Annotated in this window: 14 protein-coding genes; 6 read left to right on the plus strand and 8 right to left on the minus strand. The window is 65.8% G+C overall.

All coding sequences use genetic code 11. The annotated features are described in order from the left end of the window. Nucleotides 1-43 precede the first annotated feature (43 nt). Nucleotides 44-997: an acyl-CoA thioesterase gene (locus tag P8192_RS13680; protein WP_278157550.1), complete on the minus strand. Its 954-nt coding sequence runs from the start codon at nt 995-997 to the stop codon at nt 44-46. Between the two features lie 46 nt (nt 998-1,043). On the opposite strand from P8192_RS13680, the gene P8192_RS13685 reads away from it, so the two are divergent. Further along, the gene (locus tag P8192_RS13685; protein WP_278157551.1) at nt 1,044-1,655 is read left to right on the plus strand and encodes a HEAT repeat domain-containing protein; all 612 of its coding nucleotides are present in this window, start codon (nt 1,044-1,046) and stop codon (nt 1,653-1,655) included. Nucleotides 1,656-1,668: 13 nt separating this feature from the next. Here P8192_RS13685 and P8192_RS13690 read toward each other — a convergent pair whose 3' ends face one another. From P8192_RS13690 to P8192_RS13700, 3 genes are read right to left on the minus strand one after another with little or no spacing between them, the layout of a single operon-like run. Further along, nucleotides 1,669-2,664 carry an ArsA family ATPase gene (locus P8192_RS13690; RefSeq protein ID WP_278157552.1) on the minus strand — a complete coding sequence of 332 codons (996 nt, stop codon included), beginning with the start codon at nt 2,662-2,664 and terminating at the stop codon, nt 1,669-1,671. Nucleotides 2,665-2,698: 34 nt separating this feature from the next. Beyond that, entirely contained in the window at nt 2,699-2,944 is a 246-nt protein-coding gene (locus tag P8192_RS13695; RefSeq protein ID WP_270106973.1) for a cory-CC-star protein, read from the minus strand. A 17-nt stretch (nt 2,945-2,961) separates the two neighbouring features. Beyond that, on the minus strand, nt 2,962-4,665 hold the full coding sequence (locus P8192_RS13700) for a carbon starvation CstA family protein (RefSeq protein WP_278157553.1): 1,704 nt from the start codon (nt 4,663-4,665) through the stop codon (nt 2,962-2,964). 151 nt (nt 4,666-4,816) lie between these two features. Between P8192_RS13700 and P8192_RS13705 the strand changes: the two genes are divergently transcribed. Then, nucleotides 4,817-5,236, plus strand: a complete 420-nt coding sequence (locus P8192_RS13705) for a helix-turn-helix domain-containing protein (RefSeq protein WP_278157554.1) — start codon at nt 4,817-4,819, stop codon at nt 5,234-5,236. Nucleotides 5,237-6,172: 936 nt separating this feature from the next. Here the strand turns inward: P8192_RS13705 and P8192_RS13710 are convergent. Beyond that, nucleotides 6,173-7,012 (minus strand): aldo/keto reductase, encoded by an 840-nt coding sequence (locus P8192_RS13710; protein WP_278157555.1) that lies wholly within the window; start codon nt 7,010-7,012, stop codon nt 6,173-6,175. Nucleotides 7,013-7,179: 167 nt separating this feature from the next. Between P8192_RS13710 and P8192_RS13715 the strand changes: the two genes are divergently transcribed. The 4 genes from P8192_RS13715 to P8192_RS13730 all read left to right on the plus strand — a co-directional run bounded on the left by P8192_RS13715 (nt 7,180) and on the right by P8192_RS13730 (nt 13,542). Then, complete coding sequence (locus tag P8192_RS13715; protein WP_278157556.1) at nt 7,180-8,403, plus strand: methyltransferase domain-containing protein; 1,224 nt, start codon at nt 7,180-7,182, stop codon at nt 8,401-8,403. Between the two features lie 37 nt (nt 8,404-8,440). After that, the gene (locus P8192_RS13720; protein WP_278157557.1) at nt 8,441-8,959 is read left to right on the plus strand and encodes a GNAT family N-acetyltransferase; all 519 of its coding nucleotides are present in this window, start codon (nt 8,441-8,443) and stop codon (nt 8,957-8,959) included. Nucleotides 8,960-9,058: 99 nt separating this feature from the next. Then, nucleotides 9,059-12,403 (plus strand): beta-phosphoglucomutase family hydrolase, encoded by a 3,345-nt coding sequence (locus P8192_RS13725; protein WP_278157558.1) that lies wholly within the window; start codon nt 9,059-9,061, stop codon nt 12,401-12,403. Next, the gene (locus P8192_RS13730) at nt 12,400-13,542 is read left to right on the plus strand and encodes a nitronate monooxygenase (RefSeq protein ID WP_278157559.1); all 1,143 of its coding nucleotides are present in this window, start codon (nt 12,400-12,402) and stop codon (nt 13,540-13,542) included. The genes P8192_RS13725 and P8192_RS13730 overlap by 4 nt, the downstream gene beginning before the upstream one ends. A gap of 105 nt (nt 13,543-13,647) precedes the next feature. Here the strand turns inward: P8192_RS13730 and P8192_RS13735 are convergent, their stop codons facing one another. From P8192_RS13735 to P8192_RS13745, 3 genes are read right to left on the minus strand one after another with little or no spacing between them, the layout of a single operon-like run. Further along, on the minus strand, nt 13,648-14,379 hold the full coding sequence (locus tag P8192_RS13735) for a hypothetical protein (protein ID WP_278157560.1): 732 nt from the start codon (nt 14,377-14,379) through the stop codon (nt 13,648-13,650). Then, a complete protein-coding gene (locus P8192_RS13740; protein WP_278157561.1) occupies nt 14,373-15,056 on the minus strand; it encodes a SatD family protein in 684 nt (227 codons plus the stop codon). The genes P8192_RS13735 and P8192_RS13740 overlap by 7 nt, the downstream gene beginning before the upstream one ends. Before the next feature lie 45 nt (nt 15,057-15,101). After that, entirely contained in the window at nt 15,102-15,509 is a 408-nt protein-coding gene (locus P8192_RS13745; protein ID WP_278157562.1) for a pyridoxamine 5'-phosphate oxidase family protein, read from the minus strand. Between the last annotated feature and the right edge of the window lies 1 nt (nt 15,510).

Here is a 15,510-nt window from a genome sequence, read left to right on the forward strand (position 1 = left end):
CCTGGAGGCAATTGCATCAGTGAGTCAGCGACGACTCACACGCTCAACTGCGCGCCCATTCATAGACGACGCGGTTGCGTAGCTCCACGAGATCAACGCTCATCTCCTCGAGAACCTTTTCCTCGGCTGTGGTTGCTTCCCACGCAGGCACTTCTCGTGCTTTACCGTCAGGTCCGGTCGACACCATGACCGACACACCATGAGCGAAGGAATGCATCTCGCGGGAAGTGCGGGAGCCGGTGCGCGCCCGGATCACGACGTAGACAGACCGCTTCGTGGTGTGCACAAGACGTGCTTCGATCTCCACCAGGTCCCCCGACCGGACCTCCCGCAGAAAGCGCACCCCGCCAGCGAACACCGCGACGACGGGGGCACCCACCCACCGGGCGGCGCAGACATCGGCCGCAGCGTCGATCCAGCGAAGCACAGTGCCGCCGGGGACCTTGCCGCCGCGCGGGACCTCCTTAGTGGAGGCCACGAACCGGAGAGTGACAATCTCAGCTGAGGTGTCTTCCGGTTCTGGGAATACGGCGGTATCAAGAGCGTCCTCCCCCGCGCGGTGCTCGACGCCGCGGCGCTCCGCGAGAGCACGACGGGCCAGCCCGCCTTCGGTCGTGGGCTCCCATGGGGGCACCGGGACAGGGTCACCAGCATCGTTCACGGCGGTGTAGATGAGCACGCACTGGGTGGCGACGGTGGGCTGGCCGTCCTCATCGAGCTGCTCGGGCAGCAGCAGCCGCGTCTGCACGTGCACGGTCTTCTTGCCGGTGCGAATCAGTCGAGCCTGCACCACCACGGTGGACTCCACCGGCACGGAATGTTGGAAGCGCATATTGCCGACGTAGGCAGCGACCACGTTGGTGCGGGTCCAGGTGGCAGCCATGGCGTATCCGGCCTTGTCGAGCCAGCTCATCACGGTACCGGCGTCGACGCTGCCGTCGGGAAAATCGTAGGCTTCGGCCCGGAAGTTCAGGGCAATCGACGTTCGCGCGGGCATACTTAAGAAAATATCATTCCCCACCCTCCAGGAGGTTGCGACGGTGTTGCCTGAGGAATCCCCGACGCCCGAGTCTGCCCACATCACCCCGACGTCTGCCACCCCGGCATCCGGGCCACGGCCCGATCCAGTGGCCGAGCGGGTGGAAGCCGCGGCGTTGCGACTGGGGGTGAATCCGTTGGTCGATTGGGCCACGCGCCTGCTCACTGGGGCCGCGCAGCCGGACGACGACGGCGACCCGAGCATCGAGCTCCTCGGCGGAATGCCCGCCCTGGAACCCTGGATGGCGCGGGTCTGGGCGGCTCAGGTGCTGCTGCACCGCTGGCATCACGCCGCAGCGCCTGCCGTAGTCACCGGGCTATCGGATGAGGCGTGGCAGGTACGCTCCGTGTGTCTGAAAGTCGCCGCGCTCCGCGATATCACCGACGCCGAGTTGACCGTCGTCTCCCGGCTCGATGACCCGGAGCCCTCGGTGCGAGTGGAGGCGGCAACGACCCTGGGCGAGCTCGGGTCTGTGGACACCTCCGGCACCATGATCGGGTTGAACAACGCCGTGATGTCCACAGATTCTGTGATGGCCGATGCCGCCGAACGCGCTTTGGAACGATTGGCGGAGCGCTTCGATCGACCCGACGTCCGCCCCGCGTCCCAGTACTGAGCCAGTCTGACGATCAGACGGCGGTGAAGGTATCGGCCACGCGGGCCATGCCGGTCGCTGACTGCACGTCCTCGACCACCAGTCCGGTCTGAAACAGCGGCATCTCCGGTAGCCGTTCCCGCGCCCAGGTCAGGTGCTCGTCCTCGGAGCGGGCACGCGCCGCCAAAAAATCGCCTTGGTCGGCGGGTGAGCGCCGATTCACCACGGCCCCGACGATCGGCACTCCCGTGTGGCGCAGCTGCTCATGCAGTGCGATGGTCTCCAGCAGCGGCATCCGTTCGGCCAAGGCCACCATCACGAACCCGGTTTGCTCGGTGTCGTGCAGCAGCTCGCTATAACGCAGGAACAGCTCACGACGCCGCTCCAGCACCCGCCGGATGGTGCCGTCGCGCGAAGCACCCGGGTCCTGATCACCCTCGGAGCCGGGCAGCGCGTTGAGTGCGGCCGCATAGCGTTCGGAGCGCCGTCGACGAGACAGCATCCCCTCCACCCACGTGGACATCAGCTGCGGCAACTCGAGCAGCCGAGTGGTATGTCCCGTCGGCGCGGTGTCGAAGATGACGACGTCGAACGGCTCCGTCTGCTCCGATACCCGCCGGGTGGTGGCGATCTGCGCCATCCGCTCCATCAGCGCCGCTTCATGCGCCCCGGGGGAGGCGTCGGCGGCAGCGAAGTAGCGGTTCACCTCGCCGTGCAGGTGCTCCGGCATCAGCGGGGTCACTGTGCGGGCGACCGCCTCGAAGTGGTGGCGCGCGGTGGCCACGGGGTCGATCTCCACCCCGGTCACGCTGCCCCCGCTACCGGATTCGTGCAGCAGAAGCGGGGCCTGCCCGATATCTCGGTCCCAGAGGTGGCCGAGGTTGTGTGCCGGGTCGGTGGAGACCACCAGCACCCGAGCACCGTTCTCCGCGGCCGACCACCCGGCGGCAGACGCCAGGGTTGTCTTGCCCACGCCGCCTTTGCCGCCGAAGAACACCACACGACGCGCGCCGATCAACTCCTGGTGCACCAGGGCCTCTCTTTCTGTCGGACCAGCAGCAGGCTCAGCAGCACGACACCGAATCCAGCGGCGAGCGTTCCATGCCCATACGCCGGTGCCAGTCGTGGAACTGCTCCCACATGGCCGGCATCAGCTCGGCGGTGTAATAGGTGGCCGGGTTGGGCACGCCGAGCGCCTCGGAGAACACCATCATCATGAACAGGTCCTCCTCGTCTCGGCGTGCCCGGGCGAAGGTGCGGCGGTACGGGCCCGCGTAATACTGCCGCAGCAGCTCACCGAATCGCGTCATCGCCGGATCAAGATCCCTTACTTCTCGGCCGGTTCCAGCTCGTCGTCCTCGGGCAGGAACTCCGCCACCGGGGGCTCCTGGCGCGCCCGGACCATGGCCCGGAACGCCTCGATGATCACCCACAGGGCGCAGATGAGGATGACGATGTCCATCACCAGCAGCAGCCAGTTGCCCTGCTGGTAGAAGGTTCCCAGCTGGACGATCAAGGCGTAGACGCTGACCACCAGCACGAACAGCAGCGGGATGAACACCGGCCAGATCGGACGGCGTAGCTGCAGCAGAATCACCGTCAAGATCGACAGCGTGAGCGCGGCCAGCAGCTGGTTCGTGGTGCCGAACAGCGGCCAGATCACCATGCCGCCCGAACCGTCCGCACCGGCGCCGAAAGCGAGGCCCATGGTGACCACCAGGGCGATGATCGTGGCCAGCCACGGCTTCAGCTTCACCCCGATCATTTCGCCGATCTCGCCAACCACGAAGCGTTGCAGACGTACGCCGGTGTCCATGGTGGTGGCCGCGAACAGCACCGCCATGGTGGCCAGGATCGTGGCCGACAGTGACGGCGGGATGCCGAGTCCGGCGTTCATGATGGTGCCGCCACCCTGAACGAAGGCAACCACGCCGCCCTCATTGAATGCGGAGTACACCTCTTCCCAGGCGGCCAACGTCTGGTAACCGGCGGTGACGGCGATGATGGTGCCGAGGGCAAGCAGCCCCTCACCCACCGCGCCGAAGTAGCCGACGAATCGCGCGTCGGTCTCCTTGTCGAGCTGTTTGGAACTGGTACCGGAAGAGACAATCCCGTGGAACCCGGATATCGCGCCACAGGCGATCGTGACGAACAACAACGGGAAGATCCCCGGCGTGCCGTCAGGCACGTTCTCATTCAACGCCGGAGCCACCACGGTCGGCTGTGAAATCAGGATAGAGAGGTAGAGGATGCCCAGGCCGATGAAGAGCTGCAGGCCGTTGATGTAGTCGCGCGGCTGCAGCAGCATCCACACCGGCAGCGTCGAGGCGATGCCCGCGTAGATGAACAGCACCACGATCCAGAAGGCGTTGGCGCTGAGCCCCAGAATCGTCTCCGGCAGCTCGATCGGATACCGGTCGCCGAGCAAGATCAGCGCGTAGAGTGCCACCACACCGACGATGGACACCCAGGCCAAGTTCCACTTGAACCGGTAGATCGCCTGACCAACCAGTAGCGCCACCACGATCGCACCCCAGGTGGGTATCACCGCGGTGGGCGTGGAGACGAGCAGATTCGAGATCACGACGGCGAACGCGGCATTCACCATCAACAGCAACAGGAAGATGACCACCAGGAACAGGTTCCGACCGTGCTTGCCGATGTAGCGACCGGACAGGGTGCCAATGGACTGGCCCTTGTTGCGCGCCGAAGCCCAGAGCGCTCCAAGATCATGCATGCCAGCAAAGAAGATGGTGCCGAGGGTCACCCAGAGGAAGGCGGGAAGCCAGCCCCAGATCACCGCGACCGCAGGGCCCACGATCGGTGCAGCACCGGCCACCGAGGTGAAGTGGTGACCCCACAGCACCAGTTTGTTGGTGGGAACGTAGTCAACACCGTCGTTGTAGCGGTGCGAGGGTGTTTCGAAATCCGGATCGAGCCGATAGATCTTCTTGGCCAGGAACCGGGAGTACAGCAGGTAGCCGGTCACGATCATGACGACCCCGACCACAGCCATGATGAGTGAGCTCATGGTGTCCTCTTCATCTCGTCGTTGAGTTCCGTGGCGCAAAAATGTGAGTGTCGCATTCCACTGACCACAGTGTAACGTGCGTCACATTTTTAACCAGGGATCTTTGCGCCCCTGCCTGTTTTTCGTTCCTTGCGTTTGCTTACATGGAGCCATGGCAGCACCAACAGTTTCGCCCCGTGACAATGCCCGCCAGGCAGCGGATCTAGTCAAGTCCGCACATTCCCTGGTGATCGACGGGCACGACATTCAACTCAGTGACGAACTCCGCCATGGGCTACGGGAACTGTTGCGGCATATCGCCGCCGGTGACGAAGTAGAAGTCGTTGCTCGAAGAGAGTATTTGAGTACTCAACAGGCTGCAGAGATCCTGCAGATCAGTCGGCCGACACTGGTCAAAATGCTCGACGACGGACTTATTCGTTTCGAGCGGCCAGGCACACATCGACGCATCCCTCAAAGCGCGCTTGAGGAATACCTGGCCAAGGAAGTTGATGCGAGAAAGGAAGCACTGAGAGATCTCGCCGATACCTTCGATCCGAATGTGCCCGACCAGATAGTTTCCACCCGTTGAGCTCACGAATCGCACTGTTGGACGCCCACGTATTGGTGCCCCAGCGATTGAGCAGTTTACTGCTCACACTGGCGGAGAACGGCCTTTTTCAACCCCGCTGGTCCGAACAGATTCTGAACGAAGTCGAACGCACCCTAGTCAATAAGCTTAGTGTTGAACCAGCGAGAGCCTCACGGCGGCTTGCAGCCATGCAACATGCTTTCCCGCGAGCGACGGTTACTGGACATGAGAGCGCCAAGGCGACCCTCGGTGTGACATCAAGGACCAGCATGTTTATGCGGCGGCGCAGTGTGCCCGCGCGAAAATACTGGTGACGTTCAACCTCCGCGACTTCCCTACAGTTGCCGATCAAGTAGGTGACGTTCCAATCCAGCACCCCGATCATTCTCTGCTCCAACTCTGGTCAGAGGAGCCACGCGACGTGGAGTCTGCCATTACGCGCGAATCGGAGCGAATGACCCGTCCACCATTGGAGGTGCGTGACGTCCTCGCAGGAATCGCACCCATTGCACCATTGACAGCAAATACCATTCACAATCATGGGGGACAGCGCTCAGCAGATTTTCCCGCCTTCGTGGCTGCGGACCCTCATCAGTCTCCGTACGCAAAAGCTTTAAACAAACCTGACTTCAGCAAACCAGATCACGTGCTCTACATGTGGTGGACCGCTCTGAGAGATCGAAAAACAAGAACAGGCGCGCAAAAAGTACTGGATGCACTCGTCTGCAGCATTCGACTACGCAGAGATCGATGAGCTGCTCAGTAGTTTTTCCCTGGCCGCCAATGTTTACTATGCCGCGCACGCTCCCGATGAAGTTGCAGTGAATAACGTCGTCGTAGATCCATACTGACGCAATATGGGCGAGCATAGGAGTTTTCCTATACCCGCCCATAAGTGCTTATTTCTCTGCGTCCAAGTCCAGACGAGGACGAGACTCAGAGCATGGTGAAGTTGGCGGTGGCCGGGTCGGCGCCAACCCGTTCGTCGGTGTCCAGCCCGGAAATCTGGGCGATCTCGTCATCGCTCAGCGTCACGTTCACGGCGTTGAGGTTTTCCTCCATGCGCTCACGGTGCGTGGACTTCGGGATCACGATGGTGCCCTGCGCCAGATGCCAGGCCAACACGACCTGCGCCGGGGTGGCGTCGTGCGCGGCGGCGATATTGGTGACGACGTCGTTCGTCAGATCCTTGCCCTGACCGATCGGCGAGTAGGCCTCCACGGCGATGCCCGCGGCGCGGGTGGCTGCCTGGGTTGAGGTCTGCTGGAAGGTGGGGTGCACCTCGATTTGGTTCACCGCCGGCACCACATCGGAGGCGCCTAGCAGGCGCTCCAGGTGCTCCGGCAGGAAGTTCGAGACGCCGATGGAGGTCGCCAGGCCGTCTTGGCGTGCGGTGACGAGCTGCTCCCAGGCCTGCAGATACAGATCCTGCGCCGGGGCTGGCCAGTGGATGAGGTACAGGTCGACGTGGTCCAAACCGAGGGCCTGCAGCGAATTCTCGAAGGCCTCGCGGGCGATATTCTGCTCGCCGTTGCGCAGCTTGGTGGTGATGTACAGCTCGTCGCGAGCGATGCCGGAGGCGGCAATGGCGCGGCCGACGCCTTCTTCATTGCGATAGGCGGCGGCGGTGTCGAGGTGGCGGTAGCCGGCCTCCAGCGCCTGCTCGACCGCTTTCTGCGTTTCTGCCGGCGGCACCTGGAAGACGCCGAAACCGAGCTGCGGGATGGAGTGGCCGTCGTTGAGTTCGACGGTGGGAACGGTGGGGATGGTCGTCATGAGAGGTGCCTCCGAAGCGGTCGGGTCGACGTCGTTGCGCGAGTGGCAACACGGTGGTGCTGGTCCAGAAATGACAGTACTCCGCACCCGCACCGTCTGCGAACCCCCGCGTCCGTTGTGTTCGCCGTGGGCCGATCCGGGGTGCGGCGCGGACCTAGAATGAAGACATGCGCTGCCACCATTTCGCCTCGGGTGCGTGTCGATCCTGCCCGCACATCGGCGTGGGCTACCGGCACCAGGTGGCGGCCAAACAGCATGCGGTGCGCGAGCTGCTGGACCCGCGCATCCGCGCCGTCGACGTCGACCCCGATCAATTGTGGGCGGATCCGGCGCTCTCCCCCGAGGCACGGTTCCGAAACAAGGCGAAAATGGTGGTCACCGGCACCGCGGAGCAGCCGAAGCTGGGCATTCTGGATCAGCACCAGCACCCCAAGCACCATGATGGCTCCGGCGTCGACCTCACCGACTGCCCGCTCTACGAACCCGGGTTGGAAGCGGCGTTTGGTCCTATCGCGGAGGCCATCTCCGAGGCTGGACTGGTTCCGTACAACGTGGGGAAGCGCACCGGGGAGCTCAAGCACGTGATCGTGACGATCTCGCCCCAGCAACAGCTGATGATCCGGTTCGTGCTGCGCTCCACCGACCAGCTCCCTGCCCTGCGCACGGTGGTGCCGGCCCTGCGGGACCGGTTGGCTCAGCTACAGACCCCCGCCGCCGTCGTCACCGCCAACCTGTTGCCCGTGCACCAGGCGCTGCTGGAGGGCGAAGAGGAGATCCCCCTGGCCGGGGACGAGACGCTGCGGATGCTGCTCAATGGGGTGCCGCTGAACCTGCGCCCGCAGGGGTTCTTCCAGACCAACACGGTGATTGCCGCGGAGCTCTACGCCCAGGCCACCGCCTGGGTGGATGCGCTGCCGCCGCAGGACCAGCCACGCTCGGTGTGGGATCTGTATTGCGGGGTGGGTGGATTCGGCTTCTCCCTCGCCCAGGCACAGAGCGGGCCCGCGAAGGGTCAGCGGCGTCGTGTGTGGGGCGTGGAGGTGTCGACCGAGGCGATCCGAGCCGCCCAGCGGACATCAGCCGATCTCGACTGCGCGGACACGGTGCGCTTCGTGGCCGGGGATGCGACCGCGCTGGCGCAGGATCATCCCGACGATGTGCCGGATCTCGTGGTGGTGAATCCGCCGCGGCGCGGCATCGGGGCAGACTTAGCGCGCTGGCTGAACAGTACCGAGGAGATCCGCCATGTGCTGTACTCCTCGTGCAACGCGAAGACCTTGGCGGCCGACCTGGAACAGCTTCCAGATTTCGCGCCTGTGCACGCCCGGCTGCTGGACATGTTCCCGCAAACCGACCACTACGAGGTGCTGATGCTGCTCAGCCGCTGCTGAATCGCGATCCGGATACCCCACCGAAACGAGGAACCCCATGCCACGATGGAGCACCCGAGCCGAGCGCCCGGGCACTGTGCAGGACCAGGAAGCGGTGCGCGCCATCAACGTTGCTGCCTTCCCGACCTCGACTGAAGCGGAGTTGGTGGATGCGCTGCGTACCGATCCGGGCACGTGGATCGAGGGCCTATCGATGCTAAGCCTCGTGGATGACGGCACGCCCGTCGGCCATGCCCTGCTCACCCGATGCATGGTCGGCGGGCAGCCTGCCCTCGCCTTGGCGCCCTGCGCCGTCGACCCTGCATACCAGCGACAGGGCGCCGGGGCCGCGGCGATCCGCGCAGTCTTAGACGCTGCCCGCGACCGGGGCGAGAACCTGGTGGTGGTGCTCGGTCACCCCGACTACTACCCGCGCTTCGATTTCACCCGGGCATCACGCTTGGGTGTGACCGCCCCGTTCGAGGTTCCCGATGAGGCGTTCATGGCGCTGGCCATGCACCCAACGCAGCCCACGCCGCGTGGCGAGATCCGGTACCCGGAGGCCTTCGGCGTCTGAACCTGAGAACGGCGGCGCATCAACAGATTCATCGGGAATTAACGCCAGATACGGTGGGCGCGCTTCAGCGCGGGGCGATTCAACGCATACGATGGCACCATGCATGCGTTGAATCGCCCCGCCCTGCAGGACACCGACACGCGCCGTCACTACGTGCGCAGCTACCGTGCCGTCATCTTCGACATGGACGGGGTCGTCACCGACACGGCCCAGATCCACGCGCTAGCGTGGAAGGAGCTGTTCGACGACGCCCTGCCGAAAGTCGGTGCCCTGCCCGCGAACGTGGAGGCGACGACGGCGAACCCGGACCGGCTCCGCCAGTTCGACCTGGAGCTGGACTACCTGCACTACGTAGACGGCAAGCCCCGAGAAGACGGGGTGCGCTCCTTCTTCGCCTCCCGTGGGCTCGAGGTCCCGGAAGCGGACGAGGCGGAGGCATCGGGCGCAGACCCCCAGCTCACCGTGGACGCCCTCGCCGAGCGCAAACAAGCCTTTTTCGAGACCGTGCTGGAGCGCGACGGCGTCGCAGTGTTCCCGGAGACACTCGCCCTGCTCGACGAGCTGCGCGCCCAGGAGATCCCCACCGCGCTGGTCACCTCCTCCCGCAACTCGTCCGCAGTGCTCACCGCGGGCGGGGTGCAGGACTACTTCGACGTCATCGTGGACGGCAACACCGCCCTCGAGCACGGGATCCCGGGTAAGCCGGCCCCGCAGATGTTCCTCACCGCCGCCGCGCAGCTGGAGGTGGAGCCCCAGGACGCCATCGTGCTGGAGGACGCCGTGTCCGGGGTGCAGGCCTCGCATGCGGGTGACTTCGGTTTGGTCGTGGGCGTGGATCGGGCGAACGACCGGCAACGACTTCTCGACGCCGGGGCTGACGTCGTCGTCGCCGATATCTCGGTACTGCACCTGCACCGGCGGGTGACGAAGCCGTTCGATGCGAACTGGGTGTTGCGCTACGACGACTTCGACCCCACCCAGGAGGGCACACGCGAGGCGCTGTGCACGCTGGCCAACGGCTACTGGGGCACTCGCGGTTCGATTCCGGGCACCGTGGCGGGCGACGTGCACTACCCGGGCACGTATCTGGCCGGGGTGTTCAACCGACTCACTTCCTCGGTGCAGGGCCGCGAGGTGGAGACCGAGCACATGGTCAACACCGCCGACTGGACCGTGATGACCGTGACGCCCACCGACGGCGCCCCGCTGCTGCCGACCTCGGCCGAGCTGCTGGAGTACCGCCAGGACCTGGACCTGCGACGCGGGCTGCTGACGCGCACGGCCCGGTACCGTGACCTGCATGACCGCGTTACCCGGGTGACCACCCGGCAGTTCCAGTCGATGGCAGGGCACCACCTGGCCGCCCTGGAGCTGACGGTGGAGGCCGAGAACTGGTCGGGAGATGTCACGGTGCGGTCGGTGATCGACGGGCGGGTGGCCAACCAGAACGTTGCTGACGATCGGCAGCTGGCCGCCGTGCACCTGGCCACGGTGGGCTCCCGCGAACTCGACGGACACACCGTGCTGCTGGAGACCGAGACCAACCAGTCCGAGGTGCGCATCGCCACCGCCACCCGCACCCGGGTATTCTCGCCTGAACCCGGCCAGCCAGAGCCGATCCGCCGGCCCGTGGAGGACTCCGATTCGGTGGTTGGTCACGACATCTCCGTGCACCTGGAGCAGGGCAGTCCGGTGCGCATCGAAAAGGTCGTCGCCGTCGCCACCTCGCGCGATCACGCCGCCTCCACGGTGTGGCACAACGCCGCCAAGCGGGTCGCCCGAGCCGGTTCGTTCCGCACCCTGTTGACCTTCCACGATGAGGCCTGGGGCATCAACTGGCAGCGCTTCGCCGTCGAGCTCGACCAGCCCGCCGACGGCACGCCGAACCCGCAGCTCTCCCGGGCGCAGCTGGCCCTGAACCTGCACACCTTCCACGTGCTGCAGACCTCGTTCGGCTCCCGCCGTGAGCTCGACGCTGGGCTCGGCGCCCGCGGCCTGCACGGGGAGGGCTACCGCGGGCACATCTTCTGGGACGAAATGTACATGTACCCGATGCTCACCCTGCGTCGGCCCTCGCTCACCCGCGGCTTGCTGATGTACCGGTTCCGCCGCCTCGGCGAAGCCCGCGAAATGGCGCGCCAGGAGGGTTATGCCGGGGCCATGTTCCCGTGGCAGTCCGGGTCCGATGGACGCGAGGAAACCCCCACCGAGCTGTGGAATCCGCGCTCCCAGATGTGGATGCCCGACAACTCGCACAACCAGCGCCACGTCTCCCTGGCGGTGGCCTACTCGGTGCTGCGCTACTTCGAGGCCTCGCACGATGAGGCGTTCATGTCGGACTACGGCGCCGAAATGCTGGTGGAAATCTGCCGGTTCTTCGCCTCGATGGCGTTCTTCAACGAAGAATCCGGGCGCTGGGAGATCCACGGGGTGATGGGTCCGGACGAGTACCACGACGGCTACCCGGAGACCCCCGGCTCCGGACTGCGCAATAATGCCTACACCAACGTGCTGACGTCCTGGATGCTCACCCAGACAGCTGAGCTACTGCGCTGGATGGACGGCCGTGGCGACCCGCTCTCCGAATGGCTCGACGTCTTCTCCGATGAGCTCGACCAGTGGGATCGCATTGCCTCCGGGCTGAAGATCGCCTTCATCGACCACCCCACGGATCACGGCGTCGATCATATTATGAGCCAGTTCGAGGGATACGAAGACCTCCTCGAGTTCGATTGGGACGCCTACCGGGAACGCTACGGCAACATCGGACGGCTGGACCTGATCCTGCAGGCCGAGGGCGATGCGACCAACCGGTACAAGCTGTCGAAGCAGGCAGACACCCTGATGCTCACCTACCTGTTCTCCGCGCAGGAGCTCACGGAGATTCTCGAGAACATGGGATACTCCTTCGACGCCGAGGACTTCAACGCCACCGTCGAGTACTACCTGGCGCGCACCTCTCACGGCTCCACCCTCTCCCGGCTGGTGCATGGCTGGGTGTCCTCCTGGGGCGACCCGGAGAAGTCCTGGGAGCTGTTCACTGAAGCGTTGGAATCGGACCTCTCCGACATTCAGGGCGGCACCACCCGTGAGGGCATTCACCTCGGCCTGATGGCAGGCACCGTGGATATGGTGATCCGCTGCTACGCCGGGGTTGAAACCCGCGACGAGGTGCTGCGCATCAACCCGGTGCTGCCGGAGGCGCTTCCCGGAGTGAGCTTCGCTCTGCGTTTCCACCGTCAACCCGTGGAAGTGCACATCACCCACGACGAGGTGCGTGTGCACCTGCGCGAAGGCTCCTCGGCACCGATCAAGCTGATGGTGGAAGGTCGGGAGAAACTGATGAGTCCGGGCGAGGACTGGACGGTGCCGCTGCTGCACGCGGCCAACCAGAAGAAGCGCAAGACCGGCAATTCCATCACCGCCGGCGAGGTAACACCATGATGACCCGGCTGCTCTCCTCACCGGTGTGGGCCGCACCCATGGCGGGCGGACCCTCCTCCGTGGAGCTGGCCGCCACCATCACCGCCGAGGGCGCCACCGCGTTCCTGGCCGGCGGGATGCGCCCGGTGGGCCAGCTCATTGAGGACTACCGTGCCGCCAGCGCCGGTGCCGGCTCCGCGCTCGCCGCGGCCGGCAGCACCCAGGAGCCGGGCGTCATCGGAGTGAACCTGTTCGTCCCTGAGCCTGCCAACACCGCCATCCCGACCGAGCGGAAGGCACCGGATTCTGAAGCGCGCCGCGCCCGCGCCGAAGCGCTGTCCGCCTACCGCGAGACCCTGCTTGAGGAAGCGCACGCGGCCGAGGTCGAGCTGCCCGAGGTCTCCGACCTGAACCCGGACGACACCGACGACTGGGACGAGAAGCTCGACGCTGCCGTGGCGGAGAGCTGGCCGCTGATCACCTTCACTTTCGGCCTGCCCGCACCCCAGGTGTTCGACCGGCTCCGCGCGGCCGGGACGCTGACCGGCGTCACCGTCACCACCCCCGCGGAAGCTCAGGCCGCGGTGCGCCACGGCGCCGACCTGCTCACGGTGCAGGGCCCCAACGCCGGCGGGCACCGCTCCCTGCACGACCCCCAGGCTGACCCGGGGCAGACCCCGCTGCTGGACCTGCTCGCCGAGATCCGCTTCGTCGTCGGGCCGGATATTCCGCTCATCGCCGCCGGGGGCATCATGAACAGCGGCCAGGTGGCCGAGGCGCTCAAGCTGGGCGCAGCGGCCGTGCAGTGCGGCACCGCATTCCTGCGCACCCCAGAGGCCGGCACAACGCCCACGCATCGACTGGCGCTGGAGCAGGCCGCAGCCCGGATGAATCTCACCCGCACCTCCCTGACCCGGGCGTACTCCGGGCGCTGGGCCCGCGGCATCGAGAACCGGTTCCAGCGCGACCATAAGGATGCGCCCGCCGCCTACCCGGAGATCAACCAGCTCACCGCTCCCCTGCGCGCTGCCGCCCAACGCCGCGACGACGTCGAGTCCACCAGCCTCTGGGCCGGAGTTGGGGTGGCGAAGGCCGAAGCGAAGCCCGCCGCAGAGGTCCTGCGTGACCTGACGGAAACACTTATATTTGGGAATAAATAAGGGTTATTGCCGGGAATGGCGCGCCGCCTCCGCTTGAACAGCTAGACCCCCTGATCCACGGGTAGTGGGGAGGTCTGCGCTATTCAAGTTGGCACCAATGGCCGATCACATCAAGAGCCAGGCGAGGAGCGCGGCACCGCCGGCCAGGCCCCAGCTGGCCAGGGAACCGACCAGGAATTCTTCGGCCTTGGCACCCGATGCGATTCCGCCAGCATCGGGCTGGTCGCGCTGTTCTTCGGCGCGCTTGGCTTCGGCCGAAATTTCGGGGAACCGCACGATCCCTTTGGCCGCCATCAGGGCCGCGACCACATGGTAGGCGCCCACCAGCGCCAGCACGGTGATGAAGATCCGCTCCAGGGGGCCGATCACGCGCCCGCCCTTCAAGGTGCTGCCCGGCACCGAACCGCCCGCCGGTCCGGCCACGCTGCGTCCCGACAGTTCGAGGATGGCCCGGGTGATCCGGTTGCCGGTCTGGGTCAGGAACAGCACCACAGCTAGCCAGAACAGCGCCGTCGGCGGCCGAACGCCCAGCACCTCGAGGTCCAGCCAGGCACAGCCGGCCACCACCGCGATGAGGGCGACCGCCCACCAGGACTGCAACTCCACGTCAGGGCCGGTCTCCATGCGGACCGCCAACGCCCACCACCCGGCAGCGACCACAGCACCGGCCAGTCCGGCCCACCACACGGGGGCGAACCAGAGCAGCCCCACCACCGTGAGGATCAGCCACCAGGCTGCCTGCAGGAACACTCCGGCCCGGCGGCGCGGCAACCGCGGCTCGACCAGGCGCAGCAGATCGGTCACCGCCACCGCCAGCAGGGTCACAACGCTCAGCATGGGAAGTCCTCTCGATCGGCGTCCAGCAGGGCCATGGCCCCGGAACGGTGCAACGACTGCGAGACCGCTGCCTGGGAGATGCCCTCAGCGCGCGCAGCCTCCAGCTGGGTGTGGCCCTGCAGTATCGCGGCCAGCAGGCGGCGCTCACGCACTTTCATCCGGGCCACCACGTGATCGCGCAGCACCAGGGTCTGGGACACGCTCGCGGTGAGATGGGCATCGTCGGCACGGAACCCCGTGCGCACCTCGTCGCGCTTGTCTTGGCGCGCCTCTGCATCTTCCAGCGCGGCGCGGGCATACAGCCAGGCGGAGCCATCCTGAATGGGTGGTCCCGGTGCGACGTCGTCGGCACTTTCGTCGTCGTCCATCTCGAGCCTGATGGTGTTGATCTCGCCGACGCCGATCCCGAAACGCAAACTCACCGTCTCCGGCAGCAGCGACTGCACACGCAGGGTCAGCCGCAAGGCGCTGGCCCAGTCCGCGACGATCACCTGGAACTCATCCCCCACCGTGGCCCAGGCGGAGCGGAGCACCGGCACCGATTCCTCGGCGCGGGCAAAGGCCGCCATGATGTCGCGCTGGGCAGACGCTCTATCGGCGAGCGCGCGGGAGGCGACGATGTCGGCGATGATGCCGACCACCGGTGATCCGTAGGGAGGGGTGGACACTGAACTCATCTCACCACAATAACACTTATATAGGGGTGAATATAAGTATTTTGATCAGGCTTCGGGGGTGGTGAGCGGCCGGAAGGACTCGATGTGTTGCAGCCGCACCACCACGACCGCTTCCGGGGCGCTCTTGCCGCGTTCCGCCCGACGGCGCGCGGCCTCCTCGAACACCGGGCCGTCGTCGTGCACCACAGGCGCACCGAGGAACCGGTAACCATTGCGCTGCTCGCGGTCCACCACGGCCACCTCGACGAGGGACCCGGCGCGAATATTCGCCAGTGTCTGCCCGGCCTGGGTGTCGTGGAACCACAGCTCGGTCTCGCTCCACGCGTTCAGGGACCCCTTGGGTGCGACGTGCGGGGTCCGCTCGTCGGTGACGGTGGTAACGAAGGCGAGCTGGGCGTCCAGCATTTGCTTCATGTGGCCGGTAAGCACAGGGTCGGTGATGCTGGTGTTCATC

Origin of the sequence: Citricoccus muralis (assembly GCF_029637705.1) — a bacterium.
In the GTDB taxonomy this organism is placed as follows: Bacteria; Actinomycetota; Actinomycetes; order Actinomycetales; family Micrococcaceae; genus CmP2.

Bases quoted from the DNA above. Each gene is read 5' to 3' on its own strand.
- P8192_RS13735 (WP_278157560.1), bottom strand. From the start codon at position 14,379: ATGCTGAGCGTTGTGACCCTGCTGGCGGTGGCGGTGACCGATCTGCTG.
- P8192_RS13740 (WP_278157561.1), bottom strand. From the start codon at position 15,056: ATGAGTTCAGTGTCCACCCCTCCCTACGGATCACCGGTGGTCGGCATC.
- P8192_RS13710 (WP_278157555.1), bottom strand. From the start codon at position 7,012: ATGACGACCATCCCCACCGTTCCCACCGTCGAACTCAACGACGGCCAC.
- P8192_RS13700 (WP_278157553.1), bottom strand. From the start codon at position 4,665: ATGAGCTCACTCATCATGGCTGTGGTCGGGGTCGTCATGATCGTGACC.
- P8192_RS13695 (WP_270106973.1), bottom strand. From the start codon at position 2,944: ATGACGCGATTCGGTGAGCTGCTGCGGCAGTATTACGCGGGCCCGTAC.
- P8192_RS13680 (WP_278157550.1), bottom strand. From the start codon at position 997: ATGCCCGCGCGAACGTCGATTGCCCTGAACTTCCGGGCCGAAGCCTAC.
- P8192_RS13725 (WP_278157558.1), top strand. From the start codon at position 9,059: ATGCATGCGTTGAATCGCCCCGCCCTGCAGGACACCGACACGCGCCGT.
- P8192_RS13730 (WP_278157559.1), top strand. From the start codon at position 12,400: ATGATGACCCGGCTGCTCTCCTCACCGGTGTGGGCCGCACCCATGGCG.
- P8192_RS13745 (WP_278157562.1), bottom strand. From the start codon at position 15,509: ATGAACACCAGCATCACCGACCCTGTGCTTACCGGCCACATGAAGCAA.
- P8192_RS13720 (WP_278157557.1), top strand. From the start codon at position 8,441: ATGCCACGATGGAGCACCCGAGCCGAGCGCCCGGGCACTGTGCAGGAC.
- P8192_RS13705 (WP_278157554.1), top strand. From the start codon at position 4,817: ATGGCAGCACCAACAGTTTCGCCCCGTGACAATGCCCGCCAGGCAGCG.
- P8192_RS13715 (WP_278157556.1), top strand. From the start codon at position 7,180: ATGCGCTGCCACCATTTCGCCTCGGGTGCGTGTCGATCCTGCCCGCAC.